The organism is Blastocatellia bacterium, assembly GCA_035573895.1.
Taxonomy (GTDB): Bacteria; Acidobacteriota; Blastocatellia; order HR10; family HR10; genus DATLZR01.
The window spans coordinates 1-24,861 of record DATLZR010000058.1 but is presented as its reverse complement, the minus strand read 5'-3'; the positions used below and the strand labels follow the sequence as shown (position 1 = coordinate 24,861).

The following is a 24,861-nucleotide window of genomic DNA, read 5'->3' as shown; positions in this document are numbered from 1 at the left end:
CCCGAGATCAATGACATCCTCGTCGTCACGCGGGTTATTCACGATCCCCGAGCAGTGATCCACTGGCCTTTTCTGGCCGCGTTCGGCTCGGTCATCGGGTGTCTCATTCTTTACACCATCGCTCGCTTCGGTGGGGATGCTTTTCTCCGACGGCGCTTCTCGGCCAAAAAGGTGAGCGCCGTCGAACGATTCTACGCCCGTTACGGGATTTTCGCCCTCATCGTCCCGGCCCTCTGGCCGCCGCCGTTGCCGTTCAAGATTTTCGTGGCCACCGCCGGAGCCCTGCGGTTCCCCCGGACGAAATTCGTTCTGACAATTATGCTGGCCCGCTCGGCGCGTTATTACACCGAGGGAATTCTCGCCGCCATTTACGGCCAGGCTGTGCTCAACTTCATCAAAGAGCACGTCCTTCTCATCGTCGTGCTTCTTATCCTGGCGATCGGAGCGGGTTATGGTCTGTATCGCTTCATCAATGCCCGCCTCGAAAGCAGCAGAGAACTATCAACGACATCGCTGAAAAAGCTGCTGTAGCGGGGAGGCTGAATGCGCGATGGATCTTAAGGCGACTCTTTTGAACTACGGGGCTCTGGGTCTCGGTGGGATTGCTCTTGTTGACTCCGCAGCGATACCTTTGGCTGGAGGGCCCGATGGAATGCTCATGGTACTGGCTGCAATCGCTCCTGAGCGAACGGCTCTTTATGTCCTTACGGCCACGCTCGGTTCGCTCGTGGGAAGCGTTGTGCTCTATAGGCTTTCTCGCAAAGCGGGTCACGTGGCACTCGGTCGCATCGCTCCTCAGCAACAAATCCGGCTTCGTCATCTCATGGATCGGTATGACCTGCTCGCGGTCGTTGTTGCCGTTCTCTTGCCTCCCCCCTTCCCGACGAAGCTCATCGTGATCGCTGCCGGTGTCTTCAGAATGCATCCGGGCCGATTCGCCCTGGGAACACTGATGGGACGAGCCCTGCGCTTTTCGCTCGAAGGCTATCTGGCCCTTCGGTTCGGTTCCCAGGCCATGATGCTTCTGAAGCAGTACTCCCTGTTGGCTGTTGCGGCCGTGGTCGTCTTCGCCGGTCTGTTAGTGTGGGGACAGCGATTGATCGCGCGTCGCCTCGCCGCCGAACCGGCCCAGGATGAGTAATGCCGAAAACATAGCCGGGAGCCTTCCTTAAAGCATCGGCCCATCAGGGACAGGCAAGCATATCGCTTCTTATCGAACGGGAGCGGTTGGAGGACTCAACGACTAGGATTAGGCCCTCTCGGACCGGCAGAGTCAAAGACATGGCCGTTTCGCGCAACTGCACCGAGCTTGCCTCCCGCCGAACCGGCACCATAACATACGTGCAGGAGAAGGCCATGGAGAATAAGGAAAGGGACGGAGGCATTTTGCTGATCTCGTGTTACGAGCTGGGCCACCAGCCGCTGGGAATTGCCTCGCCGCTGGGGTGGCTGGAGCGCGCGGGGTTCGCCCCGGAGGTGATGGATATTTCCGTCGAGCCGTTCGATCCCGAGAAAGTCGCGCGCGCGTGGTTTGTTGGCATATCTGTTCCGATGCATACGGCGTTGCGGCTGGGCGTGCGCCTGGCCGAGCGGGTGCGCGAGGTCAATCCCCGCTGTCACATCTGCTTCTACGGGCTCTATGCCTCGCTCAATGCCGATTTCCTCCTGGAGGGCGTGGCCGACACAGTGATTGGCGGCGAATATGAAGCACCGCTTCTGGCTTTGATCGAAGCGCTCGCGAGAGGCCGAGCGGCGGGGGAGAACCCCGCTGCCGTATCGCTTGAGGGCGTGGCCTGGCGGGGTCAGACGGCCGCCCCTGTCTTGAAGCGATTGCCCTTTGCGGCGCCGCGTCGTGACCGACTGCCATCGCTTGAGAGGTACGCTCAGCTTGAAGAAGATGGCAGGCGACGCCCAGCCGGATATGTGGAGGCCAGCCGAGGCTGTCTCCATCACTGTCGCCACTGTCCGATACCGCCCGTCTACCGGGGACGTTTTTTCGTCGTCCCGGCGTCGGTCGTTCTCCAGGACATTCGGCAGCAGGTGGCAGCGGGTGCAACTCATATTACCTTTGGCGATGCGGATTTTCTCAACGGGCCGGGCCACTCGCTCAAGATCGTGCGAGCGATGCACCGGGAATTTCCCACCGTGACGTTCGATTTTACCGCCAAGGTCGAACATCTGCTGAGGTACCGATCGTTGCTGCCCGAACTGCGGGAACTGGGATGCCTGTTTATCGTCTCGGCGGTCGAGTCGCTCAGCGATACGGTGTTGACCATCCTGGACAAAGGACACACGCGGGAGGACGTCTATAAAGTTCTCGATATTGTCCGCGAGGCCGGAATCACGCTGCGGCCCACCTGGGTTCCCTTCACGCCCTGGACCACGCTGGATGACTACCTGGAGATGCTCCGGTTCATCGAGGCCGAAGGGCTCGTGCATCACGTTGATCCGGTGCAGTACACCGTTCGGCTGCTGGTGCCGCCGGGTTCGCTGCTTCTCACCCGACCGGAGATTCAGCCTTATCTCGGACCGCTCGATGGGGAATCTTTCAGCTTCCGCTGGACGCATCCGGACCGGCGCATGGATGAGCTTCAGCAGGCGGTGAGCCTTGTGGTGGAGCAGGCCATCCGGGCTGGCAAGGATTCGGTCGAGATCTTCGAACAGGTGCGGGCACAGGCTTATGCCCTGCGCGGTTTGAAGCCATTACCCCTGATGCTCTCGCCACATCGGCAAAGGAGAGTGCCACGGCTGACCGAGCCGTGGTTTTGCTGAGCGGAGCCCACCGAGGACCAGTTTGGTCCCCTCGAAAGACGACGAACGATCTGAGGACCTCGCAAGAAAAGCACATTCCCTGCGCGAGTCCGTGTGACGCCGAAAAAGGGGCAGTCCACATGGCCGTATCATAAGAGAACCTGCGCCTGCATCGAGACTCGGGGAAAGGTCATACCCTCGTTGGTTTGATGGCGAATCGGTCGCCCGGCATGAAGCTTCCTTCCTTCGTTTTCTTATGCAAGATGTGCTATAGTAGGGCCACCAGGAGGCAGTGGAGGAATGAAGGCAGAGGAGCCGATCACTCCGACAGGAAGGGCGGGTATGAGACGGAGAATCGCCGGATTCTTCTTCCTCCTGCTGGTGGTGGGAGGTATCGGCTTACGCGGATTGGCTCAGGAGAAAGAGCCCGGTGGGAGCATTCGCGGCCTGGTGGAAGACGAAAAGGGTCAGCCGAAAGCGGGTATCAAAGTCCGCGCCATCAATCGCCGCACCAATGAACTGGCTGCCGAGAGCGTAACGGGCGAGAAAGGAGAGTTCCTCCTGGAGAACCTGACACCGGCGCGATATGCTCTCGTCTTTTCCTCACCCGAATATCAACAAGCGGTGATTTCCTCGGTCGAAGTACGCGCCGGTCGTGAAACTCGATTAGAGCGACCGATTCGGCTCCAGCCGGTAGAGATGACGGCGGCCATCATCGGGGCGACGTTTGATCCCAACGGATTTTTGCTCCCCGGCGTGCGCGTGGTCCTCGAGCGCATCCCGATTGAAGGGGAACAAATCAAGCCGCTCAAACTGGAAGAGGTGTCCAACTCCAGTGGTGAGTTCGCCTTCCGCCTCCCCGGCGAGCGCGCCCGCTATCGCCTGACGGCGTCGGCCCGAGGTTTTGAACCGGAGACGCAGATTGTGGATGTGGCCGGAGGCGAACGCCGTCGGGTCGCCATCCAGTTGAAGACCCGATCGAAGAAATGAAAGAGAGCGAGAGAAAACCGGAATTCCTCACGGCCCGACAACTGGCCGAAATCTTACAGGTCAGTGAAACCACCATCCATCGCCTGCGCCGCCAGGGGCGCATTCCCGCGATGGTGCTCACCGGGCGCCTCATTCGTTTCAACCTCAAAGATGTCAAAGCCGCCCTCGGCTACACGCGCTCCCGGCGGGAAGACGAAGAAAAAGAGCGCGAATCCGCCCAATTATCCTTCGAGGACCTGTTCGCCGGATTCCGCTGATGTAGCGCAGGCCTTCCGACCTGTTCGCCGGCACGAACTCGAAAGTCGGCGGTCGCTTCCTGCGAAAAGAGCCCGCAAAACACGCCACCGACGCGAAAGATCCAGGGATGCGCCATCCGATGGGACCTGTGATCCGTGGGCGAATCCCGCTTTCACGGTTTCCGATGCTGCTGGACAGCCGGACGGACACGTGTCAAAACAAATAGGCGATATGGCCCGTCGAGTCATCAGGGCATCGGGGCGAACAGCCGAGCGGCGCTGGCTGCGAAGAATCGTCCTCCTGATGATCGGAGCGGGCTGCCTTTATGAAGGGTGGATTCTGGTTCGCGTCATTCGCCTCCGAACGACCAATCCCACCATGACGGCGCTCATGAAAATTCGCCAGGAGGAGGCTCGGCGACAGGGAAAAAGACCACGGCGAGTTCAAATCTGGGTTCCTTATGAACGGCTCTCTCCTCATCTTGTGCGCGCCGTACTGGCCGGAGAGGATTCACGATTTTTCGATCACGCGGGATTCGATTGGGAAGAGATTCAGAAAGCGATCAAGAAAGATTGGGAGGAGCGCGGCTTTGTCCGAGGAGCTTCAACCATTACGCAGCAACTGGCCAAGAACCTCTTTCTCTCCCCGTCGCGCAATCCTCTGCGCAAGTTGCAGGAAGCGATAATCACCGTCGAGCTGGAGCTTCTTTTGAGCAAGCGGCGGATCCTGGAGATTTATCTGAACGTGATCGAGTGGGGAGATGGCATCTACGGAGCAGAAGCGGCGGCCCGCCACTATTTCCGCACGTCGGCATCGGCGCTTACCATAGACCAGGCTGCTTTTCTCGCCGCGATCATTCCCGGCCCGCTCGGCGCGTATCATCCCCAGCGCCATCCGGCGCGGGTCGCTCGCCGCGCCGCTTTGATCGAGCGTCTCATGCGCCATGTCCTCATTCCTCCGGAAATGGCGCGATGAAAGATCGGCGGACGAGCTGCTCGGCCCGGCAAAAGGGCGGTCGGATTTTTGCAGCCATTTTGTGTAAAAAATAGCTTGACACAGGGGTGACTCATCGGTGTAAGCTTTAGGCACCCTCGGAGGAGAGAGGGGCGAGCAAGCGGTGAGAGGGCCATTGTCAAGGTGATTGGTATGATTGTGCAGGTGCATCAGAATCAAATCACGGGGTGCCCGATGAGGTATGCTCAGGGATACGGCCCACACCATCACCGGTGCGGCTCTGGCTCACCGATCTTTGGGAGTACGCATTGTGCCACGAGGGTGACTCAGGATGTGGCGCAGGCATTGACGGAGAGACATCACCGGCTCAGTCATCTTGACCGAGCACAGACCGCATGTGTGTGTCCAACATGATCGGTGCGAAGGAGGTCTGGTTATGCAAGCAGTTGCCCACTATACAGCCTATAAGCCGCGACCCTTCACCCGAGAGGAGCGTCAGCACGTCACCATCCTCTTTGGGGGATTGACGTGGAAGCACGAACGACTCATCCAAGCGACCATGCACAACCTGGGCTACAATGCCCAGCCGCTGCCCAATATCCGGCGCAGCGATCTCGATGCGGGCAAAGAGTTGATTGATGTCGGGGCCTGTTGTCCCACCATCTTCACGACGGGCAATCTCGTCAACTTTCTCAAATCGGAAGTCGCGCGTCGTGGTCGAGACGAGGTCGTCAACAAATATGTCTTCCTTACGGCCGGAGCCTGCGGCCCCTGTCGGTTCGGCCAATATCACGAATCCTATACGATGGCGCTCGATGGTCTGGGGCTCAGAGACTTTCGCCTCTTTCTTCTGGCCCAGAACCAACTCGATCAAGGAGCCGCTGCCGGGGGTGGACTGGAGATCAACCTGGCGCTCAGTCTGGGACTGGTCTGGGCGATCCTCTGCGCCGATGTCCTGACCGATATGGAATATCTCACGCGCCCCTATGAAGTCGTGCCGGGACAAACCGAGGAGGTCTTACGGGAGAGCATCGAGGAACTCTACGAGGTCTTTCGGAACCGGCCGATACAGGGGCGAGAGGGGAATAAGTGGAAGATCCTCGGCTGGCACTATCTGACCGATTATTTCACCGATGCGCTGGAGCGGGTGAGAAAGAAGTGGGAGGCCATCGAAGTGGATCGGTTGCGCGTCAAGCCCAAGGTCAAGATCACCGGGGAATTCTGGCTGCAAACGCACGAGGGCGAGGGCAACTACAATATGAAACGGTGGCTGGAGCAGGAAGGAGCGGAAGTCATTCCTCCGCCGGTGGCCGTGTGGCTCGATTATCTGCTGCACTCGCCGATCCTGAAGCTGGAGAAGCGCCGCAGGCACGAGCGTCGGGCACGCCTCAAGATCGCCATCATTCGCGCCCTGGAGCACATCTTCCATCGAACCTATAACCGTTTCCGGCAGGCGCTCGGCGGACTGCCCTACGAACTGCCCGATCAGGAGGAGCTGAAACGCCTGGCCGATCCCTACTATCACTACGAACTGCGGGGCGGCGAGGGGCACATGCTGGTGGGCAAGGCGCTCTATGCCTATCTCCACAAGAAAGCCCACATGATTTGCGAGCTGTCGCCCTACTCCTGCATGCCGAACACCATGTCCATCGGCGCCATGGCCCAGGTGCAGGGCAAGTATCCGGACATGCTCTACGCTCCGATCGAGGTCAAGGGCGACGCCGAGATTCACGCCCTCTCACGCTGCCAGATGATCTTGACCGAAGCGAAAAAGCGCGCCCAGCAGGAATTCGAGCAGGCATTGGCCGAGACGGGGCTGACCGTCGAAGCCATTCGCGCTGTCGAAGCGCGCCATCCGGAACTGACCCGCAGCACCTATCGAATTCCTCACTACGGCTACGCGGGCACGGCCGCCAATTACGTCGTTCACATCGCCAGGAAATGGCGACGAGCCCTGGCGTAGGGTCCTCCCGGCCAGATGTCCGGGTGAAACCCGCAGCGGGTGGCCGATGAACCCTTTCGACCGGATAATGGAGGTGCGAGCAGTGGATTCTCCTGGCCGCCTTCTCGGTGAGATGATGTGGCCATGAGGTGAAAAGGGCGCAAGGAGGCGATCTTTCTCGACGGAGGGATGCGATGATCTGTGGGATTGACGTTGGCAGCACGACCTGCAAATACGTTCTGGCGACTTCGACCGGTGACATTCAGGCGCAAGCCTACGAGCGCCATAATACGAAGACGGCGGAGAAGGTGCTGGAGTTTCTTCAGCGCCTGGAACAGGACCATGGTCTGACGCCCGGACGCGATCGCATCTTCTTCACCGGATCGGGCTCGGGCGTCATCGCGCCGCTTGTGGGCGGAAAGGTCATCCAGGAAGTCGTCGCCGTGGCAGCGGCAGTCGAGCGCCTGCATCCCAATGTGAATTTCGTCAGCGAAATCGGTGGGGAGGACATGAAGACCATCTTCTTCACCGGCGATGGCGCCTCCCGGAGCAAACAAGTGCTGATGCAAAGCGCGTGTTCGGGAGGCACCGGCACGTTCATCGAGAAGACGGCGCGGAAGCTACAAATCCCTCTCGAACAACTCTCCCAGATGCGCTATGCCGGCTACACGCTGCATAAGATCAGCAGCAAATGCGGCATCTTCGCTGAAGCCGATGCTAATACGTTGCTCAAAGCGGGCGTCTCGGTCGAGGAGATCATCGCTTCGCTCTTCGAGGCCGTCGTCTACCAGAATCTCGCCACGCTCACTCGCGGCAATACGCCGATGCCCGATGTTCTTCTGCTCGGCGGGCCGAATCTCTTCTTCGTCGGGCTGCAAGAAGCCTGGCGTCATCATCTGACCCGGCTGTGGAAAGAGCGCAAGATTGCGCTGCCGCCGGACCGGGATCCCGAATCGCTCATTCAGGTGCCTCGGGAGGCGCTCTATTACGCGGCTCTCGGCTGCATCGAAATCGGCCTGAGGGAACCGAACGAGGTCGGCATTTATCAGGGGACCGACCGCCTCCGCTGGTGGATCGAGGAGGGGCAGTACGAGGAGAAAAAGAGAGAGGGGCGTCGGGGACTGTGGGCGACGCCCGAGGAGCTGGCTTCCTTCAAGATCAAATACGGCGGGGGCAACGGGAAAGGGAACGGACATGGCGTGCTTTCCCCTCAGGCCGCCACCAGTCACCAACCGGTTCCCCGGCGCTCGATGGATCAGGTGACCGCCGTCATCGTGGGCTGCGATTTCGGTTCGACCACGGCCAAAGCCGTCTGCCTGACGCCTGATAAGGAGATGGTTTTCTCCTGCTATGCCCTGAGCAAAGGCAATCCCATCGAGGATGCCAAGGCTCTCTTCCGCCAGATCAAAGACGCGCTCGCCGGACGCGAGATTCTGGCCGTCGGCATCACCGGCTACGGCAAAGACCTGCTCAAGGACATCATCGGCGCCGATTGCGCCGTCGTCGAGACGATCGCTCACGCCACTGCCGGACTCCATTTCTTCCCCGACGCCGACTGCATCTGCGATGTCGGAGGCGTTGACGTCAAGATCATGATCCTGCGCAATGGAACGGTCTCCGACTTCCGCTTGAACTCGCAATGCTCGTCGGGAAATGGAGCCTTCCTTCAGGGCGTGGCCGAGCGATTCGGCATCCCGCTGGAAGCCATTGCCGAGAAGGCATTCCTCGCCCAGGCGGTGCCGCAGTTGACGATGGGCTGCGGGGTCTTCCTTCAGAGCGATATCGTCAATCAGCAGCGCAAAGGCTGGCAGGCGGAGGAGATTCTCGCCGGACTCTGTGCCATCCTCCCGCTCAACGTCTGGATTTACGCCGGCGGGCTCAACAATCTCGCCCAGGTGGGCAAAAAGTACATCCTCCAGGGCGGAACCCACAAGAACCTGGCCGTGGTGAAAACCCAGGTGGATTTCATCAAGTCGAAGGTGCCGGATGCGGAGATCGTCGTGCATCCCTACTCCGGGGAAGCGGGAGCCATCGGCGCGGCGCTCGTCGCTTTGGAATGGTGGCAGGCGGGCGGGCGCACGCGCTTCCGGGGATTCGACATCATCGAGAATCTGACCTATAAGACGACGACCTCGCCCGACACCGTCTGCAAGTGGTGTCCGGTCAATTGCCAGCGCAGTTTCATTGACGTGGAGCTGCCCGGAGGCAAGGGACGCCCCTGGAGCAAAGTGCCGCTGCCCGAAGGCTGGGAACGCGTCATCGTCAATAACTCCTGCCCCAAGGGACTGGTCGAAGACGCCAACGAAATGCGCGTCATTAAAGAAGAGATGGAGAGGACCAAGAATGCCTATCCCAATATCGCTGACCTGGTTCGGAAAGAAGCGTTCCGCCGCACCGCCGCCTAAAGATCGCTCGCGGCTGCGCGTGGGCATCCCCAAGGTGCTCAATATCTGGAGCACGCACCAGTTCTGGGTGGGCTTTTTGACGGCGCTGGGCATCGCCCCGGAAAATATCATCTTCAGCTCCGACACCTCTGAAGAGCAGTATCGAGAGTTCGGCAAAGGGCGCGGCACGGTTGACTGTTGTTATCCCGTCAAGTGCATCAGCGGCCACTACGGGGAGTTGCTCTTCGGATTGAAGAAAAAGATTGACATTCTCCTGAGCCCGATGATCTACTCGTTGCCGTCGTTTCTCCGGGGTCACGTGCTGGACACACTCACCTGCACGCGCGTCATGGCCGGACCGGAGAATATCAAAGCGGGATTCCTCAAGGAGCGCGACGTCTTCGCCGAAAACGGCGTCATTTATGCCTCCCCGTTCGTCTCTCTGGGCGAGCCGGCGGTCGTCCCCGATCAACTCTACGAGGCGCTCAAAGATATTTTGCAGCTCGACTACGAGGAAACCGAACGCGCCGTCGAGGCAGGCTATCGGGCACTGGAAGCCTTCAACCAGAAGATGCGCCAGCACAGCCGGGAAGTCCTCACCTGGTGCGCTCGCAATGATCGCCCCTGCGTCTTTGTCCTCGCCCGTCCCTACCACATGGACCCCGGCATCGGCCATGAGATCGAAGCCTCCATCCAGGCCCACGGCTTCCCCATCCTCTGGGTGCAATACTTTCCCCTGGACGACGACCTGATGGACTGGCTCTTTGGTCAGGAAATTCGCGCCGGACGCATCCGCAGCCCGTTTGATATTTCCGATGTCTGGCCGTCCTCCTATAGCAGCAACACGAATGAAATCCTCTGGGGAGCGAAAGTGGCTGCGCGCTGCCCCTGGATCACCTGCGTCATTCGCTTCTCCAGCTACGAATGCGGGATGGATCAACCGACCTACACGCCGACGCAGAAAATCGTCGAAGCGACGGGAACGCTCTTTTTCAAATTCGGCGATCTCGACGCGACCAAGCCGGCGGGCAGCATCAAGATTCGCGTCGAGACGATCGTTCACTACGTGGAGAAATATTCCCCCGAGATTATCCGTCGAAAACGAGCCTGGCTGCCCGACCCCTGCCCGCTTCTTCCCTCCCCCGAACCTGTCACGCAGACCCTCGAGCCGGAGACGGACGTCGCGCGGGCTTTCTAGCTCCTTCCCCGAAAGAGCACAGATTTATGCCATTGCCTTTTGAAAAACTCCCAATTGCCCATAACTGGTTACGAGATCGGGACCTGTAAATCCGAATCCACCCCCCGCAATCCGCAATTGGTATTACTGACCCGTTGATTTACCGATCCGCTGAGCGGCCTCATCGGGTTAATTTGCTTGCGGGTACAGCCCCTACCCATCCCTCCTCCAGGACCCATCCCATCGTCTCCCACGCGCCCGGCAACATCCGTTTGCCTCATCCGCGCGGTCTTGTAACACCGAAGGCGGAGTCAAGCTCAACAGCGCTCGCTCGCGTACTCGCTGCCGATTCCCTCGCGTTCACGCTCCCGGTGATCACGCCCGTGAACTCCCCAACCGCCCTGAATAAAAGCTCCGACGCCATACCCAAAAGCTCGATTTCTATTGCGATGTTCCACAGCTTGATCGTCCGATCCCAGGAATCCAGCGCCAGATACTTCCCATCCGGCCTGAAGGTAACTACACAGCTTCAAGCGGGCGCTTGAGTGCTCTCTTTCTCACCGCCTTCGATAGATCTCCCGGCGAAATCGCATGGATCACAATGGTCGCTTCGTCCCAAAGTACCTCAAAATGATCCGGTAATCCCCTGCGCGAAGCTTATAGAATCCCCTAAGATCGCCAGTCAATGCTTCAGAGCGAATCTCATCGAGGTCTGCAGCCAACCAGTTGATGCGTTGAACGATGCGGCGTCCTATGTGCTTGTCCACCCCCTCCAGATCCCAAGCGGCAGCTCTCAAGATACGATGCAGTACTCAGCCATTAGTCCAGGCTCAGATGCCGGATCACATTTTCAAACGGCTCGCCGCGCTCTCCCCTGGCCACCGTTTCTTTTGCTGCAAGAGCCGGTTGCGCACGGCTTCTCGAATGGGCAATCCCTCACGGGCATCGAGCTTATCTTTGGTCATCTGCACTACGGCAACCATCCTTCCCTCCCATTTGGTATCCCTCTCCTGTGAAAGTCACGAAGCAAACTCAATGGCGCGCATCAGCGGCTCACGAAAGCGAGGCGACCGTTCCATGGGTCATCGTCATCTTCCCGTCCTGAAATTCATGTCAGGCGTACCCATTGTCGGGATCCAAGCTCACTCATAGTCGGCGATATTATAACTGCGCTCTCTCACCACAGCCGAAGGTCAGATCGAACCGTCGGGCAGTTGGAAAGGCGCACGGCTCATTTCGGCTTGAGCTGAAAGAGCAAGTCGGCCGGACAGACATCGCCCTGACCGGCTTGAAGCGCCCGTTCGCGCACGCGCCGCCCGTTTGCGGACACGCTCGGTTTATCCCACGCGGCATGCGGTCAACGCGAACCTTTTGCCGAACGTGCTAGACAGCGCGCGTTCCCTTCAGTAGATTCTCCGCGGGAGGTGCGGCGATGGGTGCCCGCGCGAACCGGGTGGGAAGAGTGACGTCGGTTTTGATCCTTCTCGCGCTCGCCCTTCAAGCAACCGCAGCATCGGACGATCCCGTGTTGCTCATCCGCATGCCCGATGAGACGGCTCTGGCGAACGATCCTTCCGACGCTGAGATCGCCCGCTTCGTCGCCGAGCGGAGCCCCTACGTGCAGATGACCGCGCACGATCTCATGCGGGATCGAGCCTTCGCCCGCCAAGTCCTCGGGCAACGACAGATCTTCGAGGAGCTGGCGGCCTTCCAGGCGCAAGAGGGCATACCGGTGCGCGTGCGGTTCATCGCCTGGCCCGATGCCTTCCGCTTCTTCGCCGATTACGTCTCGGACAGGAGCAATCCGCCGATCGTCGCCCAACTGGGCGATACGTGGGCGGCCTATTTTCGTTCGCTCGGCGTTGTGGCCTATGAACGGCGGCACACCTGGGACGTGCGCGTGCTGTGGTACTGGAAGGACATGATCGCGCCTGACGAGATCGCCGAGAGCGAGGGTTTTTTAACCGCCTGTCGCCGGCTTCATGAGGGGGTGAATCGGCATGTCACCGATTCCTTTGCCCCAGGAGTGTATCGCCTGTGCTGTGGTGACTTCGGCAGAAGCAGCCGGAGTGCGGCGGGCGCTATTTTTTGAGCAGCGGATCAATGACTTTCGGAAGCTCTTCGAGGAAGACATCTGTGCCGGGAAATCCGACGCGTGGCCGGCCCACCAGAAATCCCTCTTGATTGATCACGACCAGCAATGGCACCCCATCTTCGCCGAACTGACTGTAGGCTGATCCCTCCTTATCCCGCAGCACCGGGACTTTCAACCCTGCCTGGCGGGCGAAATCGGCGATGACCTCGTCGGGGACATCGGCGTCATCTACGCTGATCCAGTAGACCTTCACCGGATACTCCCGATATTTTTCGGCCAGGGCTTGCAGCGCCGGAAGCTCCTCCCGGCAGGGAGGACACCAAGTCGCGCCAAAGGATGCGACCACTACCTGGCCGCGCAAACTCTCCAGGCTGACGACCCCGCCGCCCACGACGGGCAACGTCCAGGAGGGTTTTGTGTCGGCCCTCACGGGGCTCATGAGAGCGATTACACCGAGCATGAAAGTCAGACCGAGTGTGACGGATTCTCTCACCGATTTCATGCGCATGCGCTTTTTCCCGTGTCGTCCAGCTCAGGCATCGGGAGGCGGACCCGGTATTCAGGCGGCTCGTTCGATGCGGCGAATCACCAGGTCAGGACCGAGCACATATTCCACTCCCGCTCCTTTGCCCGGCAACTCGAACAGAACATCCTCGAAGATCCGCTCGAGGATGGCCCGCAGGCCCCGAGCGCCGATCTTCTTCTGCAGGGCGTCTCGGGCGATGCGACGGAGCGCATCTTCGGTGACCGTCAGGCGGGCTCCCTCCATCTCGAAATAGCGGGTGAATTGCTTGATCAGCGAATGGCGCGGCTTCACCAGGATGTCAACCAGAGCCTGCTCGTCCAGTGGATCGAGGGTCACCACGATGGGCAACCGCCCGATGAGTTCCGGGATCAGGCCATAGCGCAGCAAATCCTCGGTCAAGACTTCCTTGCGCTCATCCCGGCTGAGAGTGTGACTGGTGAAACCGATCCCCGACTTCTTGGCGATTCGTTCCTCAATGATCTTGTCCAATCCGTCGAACGCACCGCCGCAGATGAAGAGGATATTGGTGGTATCAATTTGCTCCTGATTGGCCTGAGGATGTTTGCGTCCCCCCAGCGGAGGCAGCGTGGCGAGCGTCCCCTCGACGATCTTCAGCAGGGCCTGTTGCACACCTTCGCCGGAGACATCGCGAGTGATCGAGGGGCTTTCGCTCTTGCGGGCGATCTTATCAATCTCGTCAATGTAGACGATTCCCCGTTCGGCTTCCTTAATATCGCCGTCGGCAGCAACGACCAGTCGGGTGAGAACGTTCTCGACGTCTTCGCCCACGTATCCGGCTTCGGTCAGCGTCGTAGCATCGGCAATGGCAAAAGGCACTTTGAGGAAGCGGGCGAGCGTTCGGGCGATCAGGGTCTTCCCCGTCCCCGTCGGTCCGATCATGAGGATGTTGCTTTTCTCCAGCTCCACATCGGTGTTGCCCTGATCGAGCTGCTGCAATCGCCGATAGTGCTGGTAGACCGAGAGGGCGACGCGACGCTTGGCATGTTCCTGGCCAATGACATACTGGTCGAGGAACTCTTTGATCTCGGCGGGAGTGGGAAGAGGCGATGGCTCGCGCTCGATCCGCGAGCGCTGACGGGCAAGAACCGAATCGGCCGCCGCGTTGAGCGCTCGAATGCATCGAATGCACACGACGGCATCGGGTCCGATGCTCACAAAGGTATTATCGGCGCGACCGCAGAGAAAACAATATTGAATACGCCTGGCCATAGCCCCACTCTTCGCCCACTGTCTGCAGAGGGCAATCTACGCGAAGGATACGGCTGCCGTCAAGCACGCTTTCGCGTTCTTCGGTCCGGGTTTCCTCTCACACGCGCGCTCGCAGCGCCCGAAGCGGCGGCGCGATCAAAACGAAGGCGGTGATGACGAAGACCGCCAGAGCGAGCGTCCCCATCAGCGATGAGGCCAGCTCCGGACGGGGCAGCGTGAGTCCTCCCATATAGAGAAAGGCGAGAATGATCGAGGTGATTGACTCGCCGGCGATCAGGCCCGAGGCGACCAGAATCCCGACATTCTCGATGCGCTCCCGCTCCTGGCCGACGACCTGACGCTGCGTCAGGACGCGGTCGAGGATCGCCTTGAACAGACCGCCAACAAAGATCGCCGCCGTCGAATAGAACGGCAGGTACATCCCGACGGCAATGAGCATGACCGACGGCACGCGCAACAGAATGAGTCCGACGGCGAGCAAAGCCCCCATGATGACGAGTGGCCAGGCCATCTCGCCGGCGACGATGCCCTTGGACATGAGGGCCATCAGTCCGGCTTGCGGCGCGGGCAGGGCCTCCGACCCAATCGTGTAGGTCTTGTGCAGAACAATGAGCGGAACCGTCAAGACCAACGACGAGACCCACACGCCGATCATCTCCCCCAGTTCCATGCGCCAGGGCGTGCCGCCGAGCAGATGACCGATCTTCAAATCCTGCATCATGTCACCAGCAATCCCCATCGCGCAGCAGATGACTGCCGCCACGCCGAGAACGGCGAGAACTCCCCGCTCGCCCGTAATCCCCATAGCCAGCAGAATGAGGGCCGTAATGATCAACGTCGAGAGCGTCAGGCCCGAAATCGGATTATTGGAACTGCCGATGACTCCCACCAAGTACCCGGCGACGGCAGCAAACAGAAGCCCGGCCACGAGCATCACCACCGTTGTGACGATCGCTCCGCCGATGCTGTGCGTGAAATATCCGTAGAGCACACCGATAGGGATGGCCAATGCGATAATGCTCAACAAGACGAGTCCCATCGGCAGGTCCTTCTCGGTTCGCGGCGCAGAACTTGTCTCCGCGCTCTGTCCGCCGCGCACAAGGCGGGTGAGATCGGCAATAGCGTGACGAAACGCCGATCCGAGCGACGCGCTCAGCCGCGACAGCGTGTAGAAAGCGGCTACGATCATCGCGCCCACAGCCAGAGGTCGAACTTGCTGTCGCCAGACGGTCGAAGCGAGATCAACCCAGCTGTGCGTCTGGGCCGCCGTTTCCAGATGCGGTCCGGCAAAAAGCAGCAACGGAACCAGCACTCCCCAGGCCAGCACGCCTCCAGTAAAGACGAGCCCCGCCAATCGCCAGCCGATGATAAATCCCACACCCATGAGCATCGGCGAGGCCGATGGCGTCACCCACACAATCCCCCCACCATGCTGAATCCCTTGAACGACAGGAGAGGGAAACTGTTTGAAGGCGATGAATCCTCGCGAGTATTCCTGGATGATTTTGATGCCGATGTCGTTCTTGAACAGTTCGATGAGACCACTGAAGCCCATGGCGCTGAAGACGTAGCGGGCTCCCGTCTCACCTGCCTGGCCCGCTTTGGTCAGCTCGGCGCAGGCGACACTTTCGGGGAAAGGCAGTTCGGGATCGTGCACCATCACCCGCCGCAGGAAAATCACAAACAGAACACCGAGCGTTCCCCCTACGAGCATGATGAGCGTGCTCTCCCCATAGTTGAATTCAGCCCACACGCCGGTCAGCAAAAACGCCGGGATGGTGAAGATCGCGCCGGCCACCAGAGCTTCGCCCACCGACGCCGTCGTGCGGGCGACGTTTTGTTCGAGCACCGTTCCCCCAAAGGGACGCAACAGGGCCAGCACCATCACCGTCGCAGGAAACGTGGCCGCCACCGTCAGTCCCGCCTTCATGCCCACATAGGCGTTGGCGGCCCCCAGAATGATGGCCAGGACAACTCCCACCAGCATGGCGCGAAGAGTAAACTCCGGCATCACCTGCTCCGCCGGAACATAGGGGCGAAACTCTTTCTTCTCCATCGTCTCCTCCTTGCACTGAGAGTCGTCATCCCCACTCACACCCCTCGTATCGCCTCCATCCATGTCGAGCCGGGGTCGGGAACTAGCGAGCTTTTCATTTTAGGTGGTCCGGCCAGACAAAGCAACAAATTTTTCTTGACAAATTGGATCGTTCTGTGGATACTATGGCGCGGTCTGAAAAATGGTTGCGGTGGCACTCAAAAGAAAGGTAGAGGTGAGCCGCCTGCGGAGAAGCGGGATGTGTTGTCTCGACATGAGCCAGATGTGTTGTCGTCCCGCACGAGCGAGGCTCTCCGGCAGGGGCTCAAGGGGGATGAAGGGGCATTCCTAGCAGTTGGTGATCCTTACGGTGGAGAAAGCCCACGGCCGGAGATCGGACGTGGGCTTTTTTATTGGAGAATCCGTCAATGAATGACCGGCGTCAGAGGCGGAGCGCTCTCCGGGTCATCTGTTGGTGGTGTCGCCCTCAGTGTATGCTCCAGGGACCCGGTGGAATGGCGTCCCTCGCCGTTCGGACACCTCCCTGAGTAATCCCCCCAGGACACCATCCACCGGGCCCTCTACGGACATTATCCGCTGGAGGGCTCTTTTTTTTGGGGAGATCTCTGAGGTCAGGATGCAAACGGGAGTCAGAAGATCAGGAAACCTCGATCATGAATGGGCAGGGACGGGCACAAACCGCTCCACGATCCGTGCTTATCCGTGTCCATCGGTGGTGATTTTCGAAGGAATCGTCCATGTGCTCACGCACGTGACGAACGATGCAAACCGAGGAGCGCGCGCACCCAGCGAACCTGACATTCAGCTCCTACGAGCAGGCAAGATGCGTGCGCTCCAGGGGTATTTTCGGAGGGAGTTATGGAAACAACAGCGCGATTGACGTCGTTCACGGCCAGCGAACTGGAGGCCATCGGCAATGAATTTGAAGACCAGCCGCCTCAGGTGGTCCTTCGCTGGGCTTTTCACCAGTTTCATCCCGAGATTGCTCTGGCCTGTAGCTTTGGGGCCGAGGACGTCGTCCTTGTTGATATGATCGTAGAGATTGAACCAGCGGCGAGGATTTTCTACCTCGATACGGACTTCCTGTTCCCGGAGACGCGGGACGTGATCGAGCGCGTCAAGATGCGCTACGGCATTGAGCCGGTGGCCTATCGGTCACTCCTCACGCCGGAGGAACAGGCGCGACTCTACGGCGAGAACCTCTACTGGCGGGACCCGGATCGGTGCTGTGCTCTTCGCAAGGTGGAGCCTTTGCAACGGGCGCTCGCCGGATTACGCGCCTGGATCACCGGCATTCGCCGCGAGCAGGCTCCGACGCGCGCCCATGCCCGCCTCATCGAGTGGGATCGGAAATTCGGATTGGTGAAAATTAATCCCCTCGTCCGCTGGACAGCGCGTGAGGTTTGGAGTTATATAAAGGAGCACCATGTGCCTTACAACGTACTCCATGATCACGGCTATCCGAGCATCGGCTGCTGGCCCTGCACTCAGCCCGTCGCTCCCGGCGAGGATCCTCGATCCGGTCGCTGGCGCGGGTTTCAAAAGACTGAATGTGGACTGCACGCCTAGCGAAAGCGAGGCGGAGTTTGTTCGGCTCAAATTCACCGTGAGGGATGACGATGGAGATCGGGATTGTTCTTGCGGGATTTGCCGTGGGGGCGGTGATCGGGGCCACCAGTACGGGCAGTGGCGTGATCATGGCTCCCATCTTGCTCGCCTTTGGTGTTCCGCCCCGTCTTGTCGTGGGCAGCGGACTCGCCTATAGTCTCGTCACCAAGATCGTCGGAGCCATTCAGCACGGTCGCCAGGGGACAGTCCATCCCGTCTGGGTGGGATTGCTGGCTCTCGGCAGCCTGCCCGGGGCCATCCTCAGTACCTGGATGCTCCGGCTGATGGCTCATCAATGGGGTCTGGCGACGGTTGATCTTTTTATCAAGAAAGCCCTGGGCGTCGTGCTCGTCCTGTCGGCCACGGTGCTCATCGGACGCGAGTTTTTCTCCGAGAAGCTCCGCCAGACCAATGTCACTCGATGGCACATTGACGTGACCGCTCACCGCTGGGTGATCATCGCCTTCGGGGGAATTATCGGCCTGATCGTTGGAATCACCTCCGCCGGCAGCGGATCACTGGTGGCGCTGTTTTTGCTTGCCTTTTCCCGCCTGGATGGCCGGGAGATCGTGGGGACGAATCTCGTCCATTCGGCCCTGGTATCGCTTGTCGCCGCCCTCGGCCACAGTACAATGGGGAACATTGATCCCCATCTGGTCGGATTGCTTCTTCTGGGGTCACTCCCCGGTGTGGTGATGGGCAGCTTTTTGACCACCGTCCTTCCCGCTCGATCGTTGCGGGTGAGCACGGCCGCGTTCGTGCTGCTCGGCGGGTTGCGCATCGTCACTCAATAGCCGGGCCAATGAAGAGAGGGAGCATCTGCATGATCCCGCCCAGAAGGCACGCCGAGCTTGCCGGCCTCCGGTGTATGTGTTGTTGTCCGATGGCGGTGGGCTGGTCGTGTCGCGCCCCGACCTGAGTTCTCGCAGCGGATCAGCGCAACGCCAAGCCCACCGCCGGAAAATCCGATGGTGGGCTTTTTCATTCTCTCGCAGACTTTCCAGTCCGCACGTGTAGCGCAGACTTTCCAGTCTGCGATCTCACGCGCGCGGGAAAGCCTGCACCACACACGCACACACGTAATGGAGGTGGGAAATGGACAACCGCGTGAGCATCGCTTCGTGTGCTGAGGAATTTCAGCCTCCCTCGGAATGGGATCTCTCTCCCTTAGCGCCGGAAGTTCGAGCCGAAATCGAACGATTTCGCCGAGAGATCGAGCGGCTCGAAGCCGGTGAACTGGAGGCCGAAGATTTCAAGAAGTTCCGCCTGCAGAACGGCGTTTACGGGATTCGCGGCCAGCCCGACCGTCACATGGTGAGGGTCAAGATCCGCTTCGGTGCGGTGACGCCTGATCAACTGCGGACGCTGGCCGAGATTGCCGAAAAGTTCACGCCGAATCGTCGGGCGCACATCACCACCCGGCAGGATGTCCAGTTTCATTACGTCGCCCGGCGGGACATTCCTGACATTCTTCGACGGCTGGCCCTGAGCGGCCTGACGACCCGCGAAGCCTGCGGCAACACGGTGCGCAATGTGACGGCGTGCCCGCTGGCCGGGGTATCGCCGACCGAACTGTTTGATGTCACGCCCTATGCGGATGCCCTCTCGCGCTATCTCCTGCGCAATCCCATCAACCAAAATCTCCCGCGGAAGTTCAAGATCGCCTTCGAGGGGTGCGCCGAAGACCATGCGCGAACGCCCATTCACGATATCGGCTGTGTCGCTGCCGTGCGCTTCGACCGAGGGCGATGGCAGCGAGGATTTCGCCTCTACGTGGGCGGGGGACTGGGAGCGCAACCTCGCGTCGCCGAACTGCTGGAAGAATTCACTCCCGCCGATCTGCTCATTCCCACTGCCGAAGCCATCATTCGCGTCTTCGACCGTTATGGCGAGCGACGGCCCGAACACACCTATCGCATGAGGGCGCGATTGAAATTCCTCATCCGATCCTGGGGATTCGACCGGGTTCGCCAGGAGATCCTCAAAGAGCGGCGCGCTATCCTCAGCACGCGGTCGGGGCTGGTTCCCGATCACATCGAACCGGTCGAAGAAACTCCGCCCGTTGTCACGCTGCCGGAACATCTCCCACCGGAGTGGCGCACGTCGGCTCATTATGAGCGATGGCGAGAGACCAACATCATTCGACAGCGTCAACCCGGATGGTACGTTGTCATCGTTCGCTGTCCGCTTGGTGACATCACGCCCGAAGGGCTCCGAGCGGTCGCCGATATAGCCGAGCGTTATGCCGGAGGACGCATCCGTACAGCGATTTCACAGAACCTGCTCTTGCGCTGGGTCCCCGAAGCAGCCCTGCCCTGGGTTTATCACGATCTGAAAGAAGCGGGCCTGGCACTGACCGATGCCCATTGCATTGCCGACATCACCCGGTGTCCCGGAGCCGATACCTGTCAGTTGGCCATCACGCATTCCCGCGGTCTGGCTGAAGCGCTCGGCCAGCTCTTCACAAACGGCCTGGCGGCGTCGGACGGCTTGCGAGATATTTCGATCAAGATCTCCGGCTGCATGAACTCCTGCGGTCAACATCACATTGCTGACATTGGATTCTACGGCGCATCGAGCCTCGAAGACGGGCGTGAAGTCCCGCAATACATCATGTTGCTCGGCGGTCGCACCCGTCAGGGCGAAGCACGGTTCGGCAAAGCCGTCGCGCGCATACCGGCCCGGCGCGTCCCTGAAGCGACGCTCCGACTACTCTCGTTCTACCGCGAGAATCGGCGAGAGGGTGAGTCCTTCGCCGCTTTTGTGGATCGCACGGAGACGGCGGTCTTCAAACAACTGCTTGAGGAGTTCACCCGCGTCCCCCCTTATGCCCAAGCGCCAGACCTGTATCACGACCTGGGCAGCGACGTGGGATTCACCGTCGAGGTGGGTCAGGGCGAGTGCGCCAGTTGACGCTTGAGACGCTCAGTACTGACGGGGTCCTTGCGGGGGGAGGGGCGGATCAATCCTTCGTCAGGGCTTCCGTGAAAACGCCAGGTCTCAGCGGCACCGAACCTCTCCTGAGCCTGCTTCAGCCTCTCTCCGGCCTGCACGGGGCGGCGCTCCCGGCAAGCGCCTGCTCGATCAGACGGCGGGCGTGCTCCTCGGCTTCCTGTCGTCGCCCGGCTCGTAAAAGCTCAAGCAGATCCGAAGAAACCAGGTGGCGAAAGACCGCTGCCCGTCGGGCGGAGTCGGGAAGTTTCTCCTTCAGGATTTTGCGCCATCGGCCTAAGAGCGCGGCCATGACAGCGTACTCCGGACCAATGACGCGAGAAATCTTTCGCTTGAGATGCCGCGCCAGCGCCGGGCTTGATCCTCCCGTCGAGATGGCGATTTGAACGTCGCCCCGGACGACGACTGCTGGTGAGATGGCCGTACAGCGGGCGGGCTCGTCCACGATGAGGCAAAAGAGGTGACGGATGCGCGCAGCCTCCGCCAGGCGCTGGTGAAGTGCCGGATCATCGGTGGCTCCGATGACGAACCAGACATCGTCTAAATCCGTTTCCTCGAACTCGCCCAAGCGCAGAGTGACCCTTTCGGATCGGGCCAGGTCTTGAAGCGTCGGCACGACCTCACGGCTGACGATGCGAACCCGCGCTCCCGCGGCCAGAAGGTGACGCACTTTGCGCTCGGCCACGCGCCCGCCGCCCACGACCAGCACCCACCGATCCCGCAGATCAAGAAACACCGGATAGTACATCATCGAACACCTCGACGGATTTCTCCTCCGGTTCGGCCTGGAGCCGGGCGCGGAGCGAAACGACCTCGCCCACAACGATCAGAGCGGGAGAGCGCACCGGATCGCCGGCGATCATCTCACGGATGGTGCCGAGGGTCGCCACGCGCACGCGCTCACGGGGAGAGGTCCCTCGTTCAATCACGGCGATGGGTGTCGTCGGCAAGCGTCCGCCACCGAGCAATGCCTCGACAATCTGTGGCAGAGTTCGAGCCCCCATGAAAATGACCAGCGTATCGGCGGCTTGAGCGAGTTTGTCCCACGCGACCGACGAGCCCTTGTCCGAACATTCATGGCCGGTCACAAAGGCCACGGACGAGGCATAGCCCCGACAGGTCAGAGGAATTCGCGCAGCAGCCGGTACCCCATGACCGGCGGATACGCCCGGTACAACCTCCCAGGGCACGCCCGCGCGCGTCAATGCAAGGGCTTCCTCGCCACCACGACCGAAGATGAACGGGTCGCCTCCTTTGAGCCGCACCACCTGTTTGCCCTGACGCGCACGGATGATCATCAGGCGCTCGATTTCGTCCTGAGCGAGCCGTGTCGGATCATGAGCCGCTCCCACGAAAATGCGCTCGGTCTCCGCCGGAACGATGGCGAGGATCGCCGGATCAACCAGGGCATCGTAAATGACGACATCGCATCGGCGAAGAAGCTCGTATCCTTTGATGGTGAGGAGTCCCGGATCACCTGGTCCCGCACCGACTAAATATACTTTGCCCAAGCGATGGCGCTCACTCATCATGTCCTCCAGCCAACGCGCTCAAGAAGTGTTTTTCGCCTCGAAGTAATCGGCCAGGGCCTTCACCAAAAAGCCCATGACAAAATGAGTCGGCCGAATGCGGGCCGTCACGCCAACCTCCGCCAGAGCCTTCTCGGCCACCGGACCGATGACGGCAACAGCAAGCGTGTCGTTGAGCGCGCCTCTGAGCGTCTCGGCCAACCCATGATGCTCAGCAACAGCAAACAGCGTCGTTACCTGAGGCGCACTCGTGAAGGCAATGGCATCGAAGTCCCCGCCGAGGATTTTTCCGATGAAATCAACGACCACGCTTTCATCGGAGGCGAGTCGGTAGTCATAGGGAAGAACTTCCACGACGGTGGCTCCGCGACGCTCCAGTCCCTCCCGGAGTTGGGGATTGGGCACACCGTAGAGCTGGACCCCGACGGTCTTGCCCGCCAGCTCTTCTGTCTCAAGGGCTGCCAGTACGCCTTCGGTCGTCGGCTCCGCCGGGATGATGTCAATTCTCACCCCGAGCGCCCGCAGAGCAGCGACGGGCTTGGGGCCTCGAACGACCACGCGCATGCGCTGGAGCGCCCGGAGAAAATCATCCTTTCTGCCTCGCGCGTCAGCGGCCTGGACGAGCGTCCGGGCCCCAATTCCGGTGAGAAAGATGACCAGATCAAGCTCGCCCCGGATCGTTCGCTCGATAAATTCCGCGACGTCTTCGCGGTCGAGCGCAGGACACTGCTCAACGAGAGGACAACTGAAAACCGTCGCTCCCTGCCGTTCAAGCAACAACGCCAGCTCGGTCGCCTGCCGCCACTCAGTAATGGCAATCCGTTTGCCCTGAAGTCGTTTGATCATCGCTCGAACCCCGAAAATAAAAGCCTCCACCCTCACGTCCCCGTGACGATGGAACATAATGGGGGAAAGCGGCTCAGTGAATTCTCCAGGAGAAGCGGGCGATCAGTGCGGCCGACGGTTCTCCCCGATCACATTCCACCGCGTGGGGCCATCGCCGGACAACAACAGCGACAGAGAGGCCCCATCACCAGAGCGAGACAGCAGAGGCATTCGCTGAGGAATGAGATCGGCGAGCATGACCTTCGTCTTATTTCCTGATCGCGTCTCACGGCGCGCAGTATGTCACGCTCGTTCGCCCTCTGTCAAGCACGGCCGAGAGGAACAACCGGTTCAAACAACATCCTCAAAACCGCGAAGAGGGACGAAGGGAATAGGGGTCTTCTAAAGGTGACCACCCGGTCGCCGGCTTGCCTCGAGCGAGTACGGAGACAAAAGCCGGGGAATCGGCGATGAGTCACTGGACGCCATGAAAAGTGGCTTCGGTGTCCACGGATGAAAGAATGCCCGAGGAACGGGTGATCCACGGGCAGGGATTTTCGCATCAGTTCAGGGGTTTTGCGGGCTCATTTCGGCGGAGTCGGTCGCGTCGCCCCTGCTGACGCCCGGAAACGATGAGAAGGGGAATCGCCAACGGATGAATGATCCGTGGGAACCTTTCATCCGTGGGGGGAGATGTTCTGAGGAGCCATTCGTTCTCTTTCGAGCATCATTCGAGCACCAAATTTGAAACGGTTATTCAACGGGAGTCACGTTGACAACCTCCGACGGGGCCACGTATGATTTTCGCCTCCTGGTGTCGGGGCGTAGCTCAGCCTGGTAAGAGCGCACGGTTCGGGACCGTGAGGTCGGTGGTTCAAATCCACTCGCCCCGACCACTGGAGTCTTCGGCCGATGATCTTTCACATGGGATGGTGTGAGGGCCTCGGGCCCGGGCAGAAGCGTGTATGCGCGTCACCCGCCGATTCATCATCAGTGGCCGTGTTCAGGGCGTGGGTTTTCGCTATTTCGCCCTTCGTCAGGCGGAGCGATATGGCATCACGGGCTATGTCCGAAATCTCGATGACGGGCGCGTGGAGGTTCTGGCTCAAGGAGAAGAAGCCGACGTGGCCGCTTTTCTCGATGTGCTGAGGCAGGGACCGCCTCTGGCTCGCGTCACCTTTGTCGAGCAAGAGATTGTCGAATCGAGCCGTCCCTTGAGTCGTTTCATCGTGGCCTCTTAGCGGCCGCTTCCGAGCCGTCCCCACGCGTCAGGGGAGAAGACAACCAGATGGAACATCTCAAGAAACTGATCCGCGAGATTCCCGATTTTCCCAAACCCGGCATCCTTTTCTACGATATCACCACGCTGCTGAAGGATCCCGTCGGATTTCGCACGACGGTGGACCTTCTGTCCGATGCCTTCGCCGGACAGAAGATTGATCGCGTCGTGGGGATCGAAGCGCGAGGATTCATCTTCGCTCCGGCGCTCGCTTACAAACTGGGCGCGGGATTCATCCCCATGCGCAAATCGAACAAGCTTCCGGCTCCCACCGAGAGCGTCACCTATGTTCTGGAGTACGGAAGCGACAAACTGGAAATTCATAA

Annotated in this window: 22 protein-coding genes and 1 tRNA gene; 16 read left to right on the top strand and 7 right to left on the bottom strand. The window is 60.1% G+C overall.

Annotated features, from left to right (window positions below):
• The 9 genes from VNM72_06245 to VNM72_06205 all read left to right on the top strand — a co-directional run.
• Positions 1-531: VTT domain-containing protein (locus VNM72_06245; protein HXF04999.1), on the top strand; the 531-nt coding region annotated here is incomplete at its 5' end.
• Between the two features lie 19 nt (positions 532-550).
• Positions 551-1,141 carry a VTT domain-containing protein gene (locus VNM72_06240; GenBank protein ID HXF04998.1) on the top strand — a complete coding sequence of 197 codons (591 nt, stop codon included), beginning with the start codon at positions 551-553 and terminating at the stop codon, positions 1,139-1,141.
• A gap of 215 nt (positions 1,142-1,356) precedes the next feature.
• Positions 1,357-2,772, top strand: a complete 1,416-nt coding sequence (locus VNM72_06235) for a CUAEP/CCAEP-tail radical SAM protein (protein HXF04997.1) — start codon at positions 1,357-1,359, stop codon at positions 2,770-2,772.
• Positions 2,773-3,093: 321 nt separating this feature from the next.
• The gene (locus VNM72_06230) at positions 3,094-3,741 is read left to right on the top strand and encodes a carboxypeptidase-like regulatory domain-containing protein (protein HXF04996.1); all 648 of its coding nucleotides are present in this window, start codon (positions 3,094-3,096) and stop codon (positions 3,739-3,741) included.
• On the top strand, positions 3,738-3,998 hold the full coding sequence (locus tag VNM72_06225; protein ID HXF04995.1) for a helix-turn-helix domain-containing protein: 261 nt from the start codon (positions 3,738-3,740) through the stop codon (positions 3,996-3,998). Before VNM72_06230 ends, VNM72_06225 begins: the two co-directional genes overlap by 4 nt.
• Positions 3,999-4,188: 190 nt before the next feature.
• Positions 4,189-4,953 carry a monofunctional biosynthetic peptidoglycan transglycosylase gene (mtgA, locus tag VNM72_06220; GenBank protein ID HXF04994.1) on the top strand — a complete coding sequence of 255 codons (765 nt, stop codon included), beginning with the start codon at positions 4,189-4,191 and terminating at the stop codon, positions 4,951-4,953.
• Positions 4,954-5,368: 415 nt separating this feature from the next.
• Positions 5,369-6,895, top strand: a complete 1,527-nt coding sequence (locus tag VNM72_06215) for a hypothetical protein (protein ID HXF04993.1) — start codon at positions 5,369-5,371, stop codon at positions 6,893-6,895.
• Between the two features lie 173 nt (positions 6,896-7,068).
• Positions 7,069-9,279 (top strand): BadF/BadG/BcrA/BcrD ATPase family protein, encoded by a 2,211-nt coding sequence (locus VNM72_06210; GenBank protein ID HXF04992.1) that lies wholly within the window; start codon positions 7,069-7,071, stop codon positions 9,277-9,279.
• Positions 9,218-10,456 carry an acyl-CoA dehydratase activase-related protein gene (locus VNM72_06205; protein HXF04991.1) on the top strand — a complete coding sequence of 413 codons (1,239 nt, stop codon included), beginning with the start codon at positions 9,218-9,220 and terminating at the stop codon, positions 10,454-10,456. Before VNM72_06210 ends, VNM72_06205 begins: the two co-directional genes overlap by 62 nt.
• Before the next feature lie 821 nt (positions 10,457-11,277).
• Here VNM72_06205 and VNM72_06200 read toward each other — a convergent pair.
• On the bottom strand, positions 11,278-11,418 hold the full coding sequence (locus VNM72_06200) for a hypothetical protein (protein HXF04990.1): 141 nt from the start codon (positions 11,416-11,418) through the stop codon (positions 11,278-11,280).
• Between the two features lie 449 nt (positions 11,419-11,867).
• On the opposite strand from VNM72_06200, the gene VNM72_06195 reads away from it, so the two are divergent.
• Positions 11,868-12,527 (top strand): hypothetical protein, encoded by a 660-nt coding sequence (locus VNM72_06195; GenBank protein ID HXF04989.1) that lies wholly within the window; start codon positions 11,868-11,870, stop codon positions 12,525-12,527.
• Here VNM72_06195 and VNM72_06190 read toward each other — a convergent pair.
• The 3 genes from VNM72_06190 to VNM72_06180 all read right to left on the bottom strand — a co-directional run bounded on the left by VNM72_06190 (position 12,517) and on the right by VNM72_06180 (position 16,342).
• Positions 12,517-13,032 (bottom strand): TlpA disulfide reductase family protein, encoded by a 516-nt coding sequence (locus VNM72_06190; GenBank protein HXF04988.1) that lies wholly within the window; start codon positions 13,030-13,032, stop codon positions 12,517-12,519. The genes VNM72_06195 and VNM72_06190 overlap by 11 nt on opposite strands.
• Before the next feature lie 57 nt (positions 13,033-13,089).
• A complete protein-coding gene (gene clpX, locus VNM72_06185; GenBank protein HXF04987.1) occupies positions 13,090-14,286 on the bottom strand; it encodes an ATP-dependent Clp protease ATP-binding subunit ClpX in 1,197 nt (398 codons plus the stop codon).
• Positions 14,287-14,383: 97 nt separating this feature from the next.
• A complete protein-coding gene (locus tag VNM72_06180; protein ID HXF04986.1) occupies positions 14,384-16,342 on the bottom strand; it encodes an oligopeptide transporter, OPT family in 1,959 nt (652 codons plus the stop codon).
• An 858-nt stretch (positions 16,343-17,200) separates the two neighbouring features.
• Between VNM72_06180 and VNM72_06175 the strand changes: the two genes are divergently transcribed.
• The 3 genes from VNM72_06175 to VNM72_06165 all read left to right on the top strand — a co-directional run bounded on the left by VNM72_06175 (position 17,201) and on the right by VNM72_06165 (position 20,863).
• On the top strand, positions 17,201-17,911 hold the full coding sequence (locus VNM72_06175) for a phosphoadenylyl-sulfate reductase (protein HXF04985.1): 711 nt from the start codon (positions 17,201-17,203) through the stop codon (positions 17,909-17,911).
• Between the two features lie 44 nt (positions 17,912-17,955).
• A complete protein-coding gene (locus VNM72_06170; GenBank protein ID HXF04984.1) occupies positions 17,956-18,744 on the top strand; it encodes a sulfite exporter TauE/SafE family protein in 789 nt (262 codons plus the stop codon).
• Between the two features lie 301 nt (positions 18,745-19,045).
• On the top strand, positions 19,046-20,863 hold the full coding sequence (locus VNM72_06165; protein HXF04983.1) for a nitrite/sulfite reductase: 1,818 nt from the start codon (positions 19,046-19,048) through the stop codon (positions 20,861-20,863).
• A gap of 118 nt (positions 20,864-20,981) precedes the next feature.
• Here the strand turns inward: VNM72_06165 and VNM72_06160 are convergent, their stop codons facing one another.
• From VNM72_06160 to VNM72_06150, 3 genes are read right to left on the bottom strand one after another with little or no spacing between them, the layout of a single operon-like run.
• On the bottom strand, positions 20,982-21,653 hold the full coding sequence (locus VNM72_06160) for a bifunctional precorrin-2 dehydrogenase/sirohydrochlorin ferrochelatase (GenBank protein ID HXF04982.1): 672 nt from the start codon (positions 21,651-21,653) through the stop codon (positions 20,982-20,984).
• Positions 21,628-22,434, bottom strand: coding sequence for a uroporphyrinogen-III C-methyltransferase (gene cobA, locus VNM72_06155; GenBank protein HXF04981.1), 807 nt, complete (start codon positions 22,432-22,434; stop codon positions 21,628-21,630). The genes VNM72_06160 and cobA overlap by 26 nt, the downstream gene beginning before the upstream one ends.
• 18 nt (positions 22,435-22,452) lie before the next feature.
• Complete coding sequence (locus VNM72_06150; protein HXF04980.1) at positions 22,453-23,277, bottom strand: uroporphyrinogen-III synthase; 825 nt, start codon at positions 23,275-23,277, stop codon at positions 22,453-22,455.
• Between the two features lie 797 nt (positions 23,278-24,074).
• Between VNM72_06150 and VNM72_06145 the strand changes: the two genes are divergently transcribed.
• From VNM72_06145 to VNM72_06135, 3 genes are all read left to right on the top strand, one after another.
• A tRNA-Pro gene (locus VNM72_06145) sits at positions 24,075-24,152 on the top strand.
• Between the two features lie 69 nt (positions 24,153-24,221).
• Entirely contained in the window at positions 24,222-24,497 is a 276-nt protein-coding gene (locus tag VNM72_06140; protein HXF04979.1) for an acylphosphatase, read from the top strand.
• A gap of 47 nt (positions 24,498-24,544) precedes the next feature.
• Positions 24,545-24,861, top strand: a 317-nt coding sequence (locus VNM72_06135; protein ID HXF04978.1) for an adenine phosphoribosyltransferase, incomplete at its 3' end; no start/stop codon positions are given.

Coding starts and splice junctions, on each gene's coding strand:
- VNM72_06235 (HXF04997.1), top strand. CDS start 1,357: ATGGAGAATAAGGAAAGGGACGGAGGCATTTTGCTGATCTCGTGTTAC.
- VNM72_06160 (HXF04982.1), bottom strand. CDS start 21,653: ATGATGTACTATCCGGTGTTTCTTGATCTGCGGGATCGGTGGGTGCTG.
- clpX (HXF04987.1), bottom strand. CDS start 14,286: ATGGCCAGGCGTATTCAATATTGTTTTCTCTGCGGTCGCGCCGATAAT.
- VNM72_06150 (HXF04980.1), bottom strand. CDS start 23,277: ATGATCAAACGACTTCAGGGCAAACGGATTGCCATTACTGAGTGGCGG.
- VNM72_06170 (HXF04984.1), top strand. CDS start 17,956: ATGACGATGGAGATCGGGATTGTTCTTGCGGGATTTGCCGTGGGGGCG.
- VNM72_06230 (HXF04996.1), top strand. CDS start 3,094: ATGAGACGGAGAATCGCCGGATTCTTCTTCCTCCTGCTGGTGGTGGGA.
- VNM72_06240 (HXF04998.1), top strand. CDS start 551: ATGGATCTTAAGGCGACTCTTTTGAACTACGGGGCTCTGGGTCTCGGT.
- VNM72_06215 (HXF04993.1), top strand. CDS start 5,369: ATGCAAGCAGTTGCCCACTATACAGCCTATAAGCCGCGACCCTTCACC.
- VNM72_06195 (HXF04989.1), top strand. CDS start 11,868: ATGGGTGCCCGCGCGAACCGGGTGGGAAGAGTGACGTCGGTTTTGATC.
- VNM72_06190 (HXF04988.1), bottom strand. CDS start 13,032: ATGAAATCGGTGAGAGAATCCGTCACACTCGGTCTGACTTTCATGCTC.
- VNM72_06165 (HXF04983.1), top strand. CDS start 19,046: ATGGACAACCGCGTGAGCATCGCTTCGTGTGCTGAGGAATTTCAGCCT.
- VNM72_06210 (HXF04992.1), top strand. CDS start 7,069: ATGATCTGTGGGATTGACGTTGGCAGCACGACCTGCAAATACGTTCTG.
- VNM72_06200 (HXF04990.1), bottom strand. CDS start 11,418: ATGGTTGCCGTAGTGCAGATGACCAAAGATAAGCTCGATGCCCGTGAG.
- VNM72_06180 (HXF04986.1), bottom strand. CDS start 16,342: ATGGAGAAGAAAGAGTTTCGCCCCTATGTTCCGGCGGAGCAGGTGATG.
- VNM72_06225 (HXF04995.1), top strand. CDS start 3,738: ATGAAAGAGAGCGAGAGAAAACCGGAATTCCTCACGGCCCGACAACTG.
- VNM72_06205 (HXF04991.1), top strand. CDS start 9,218: ATGCCTATCCCAATATCGCTGACCTGGTTCGGAAAGAAGCGTTCCGCC.
- VNM72_06175 (HXF04985.1), top strand. CDS start 17,201: ATGGAAACAACAGCGCGATTGACGTCGTTCACGGCCAGCGAACTGGAG.
- VNM72_06140 (HXF04979.1), top strand. CDS start 24,222: ATGCGCGTCACCCGCCGATTCATCATCAGTGGCCGTGTTCAGGGCGTG.
- cobA (HXF04981.1), bottom strand. CDS start 22,434: ATGATGAGTGAGCGCCATCGCTTGGGCAAAGTATATTTAGTCGGTGCG.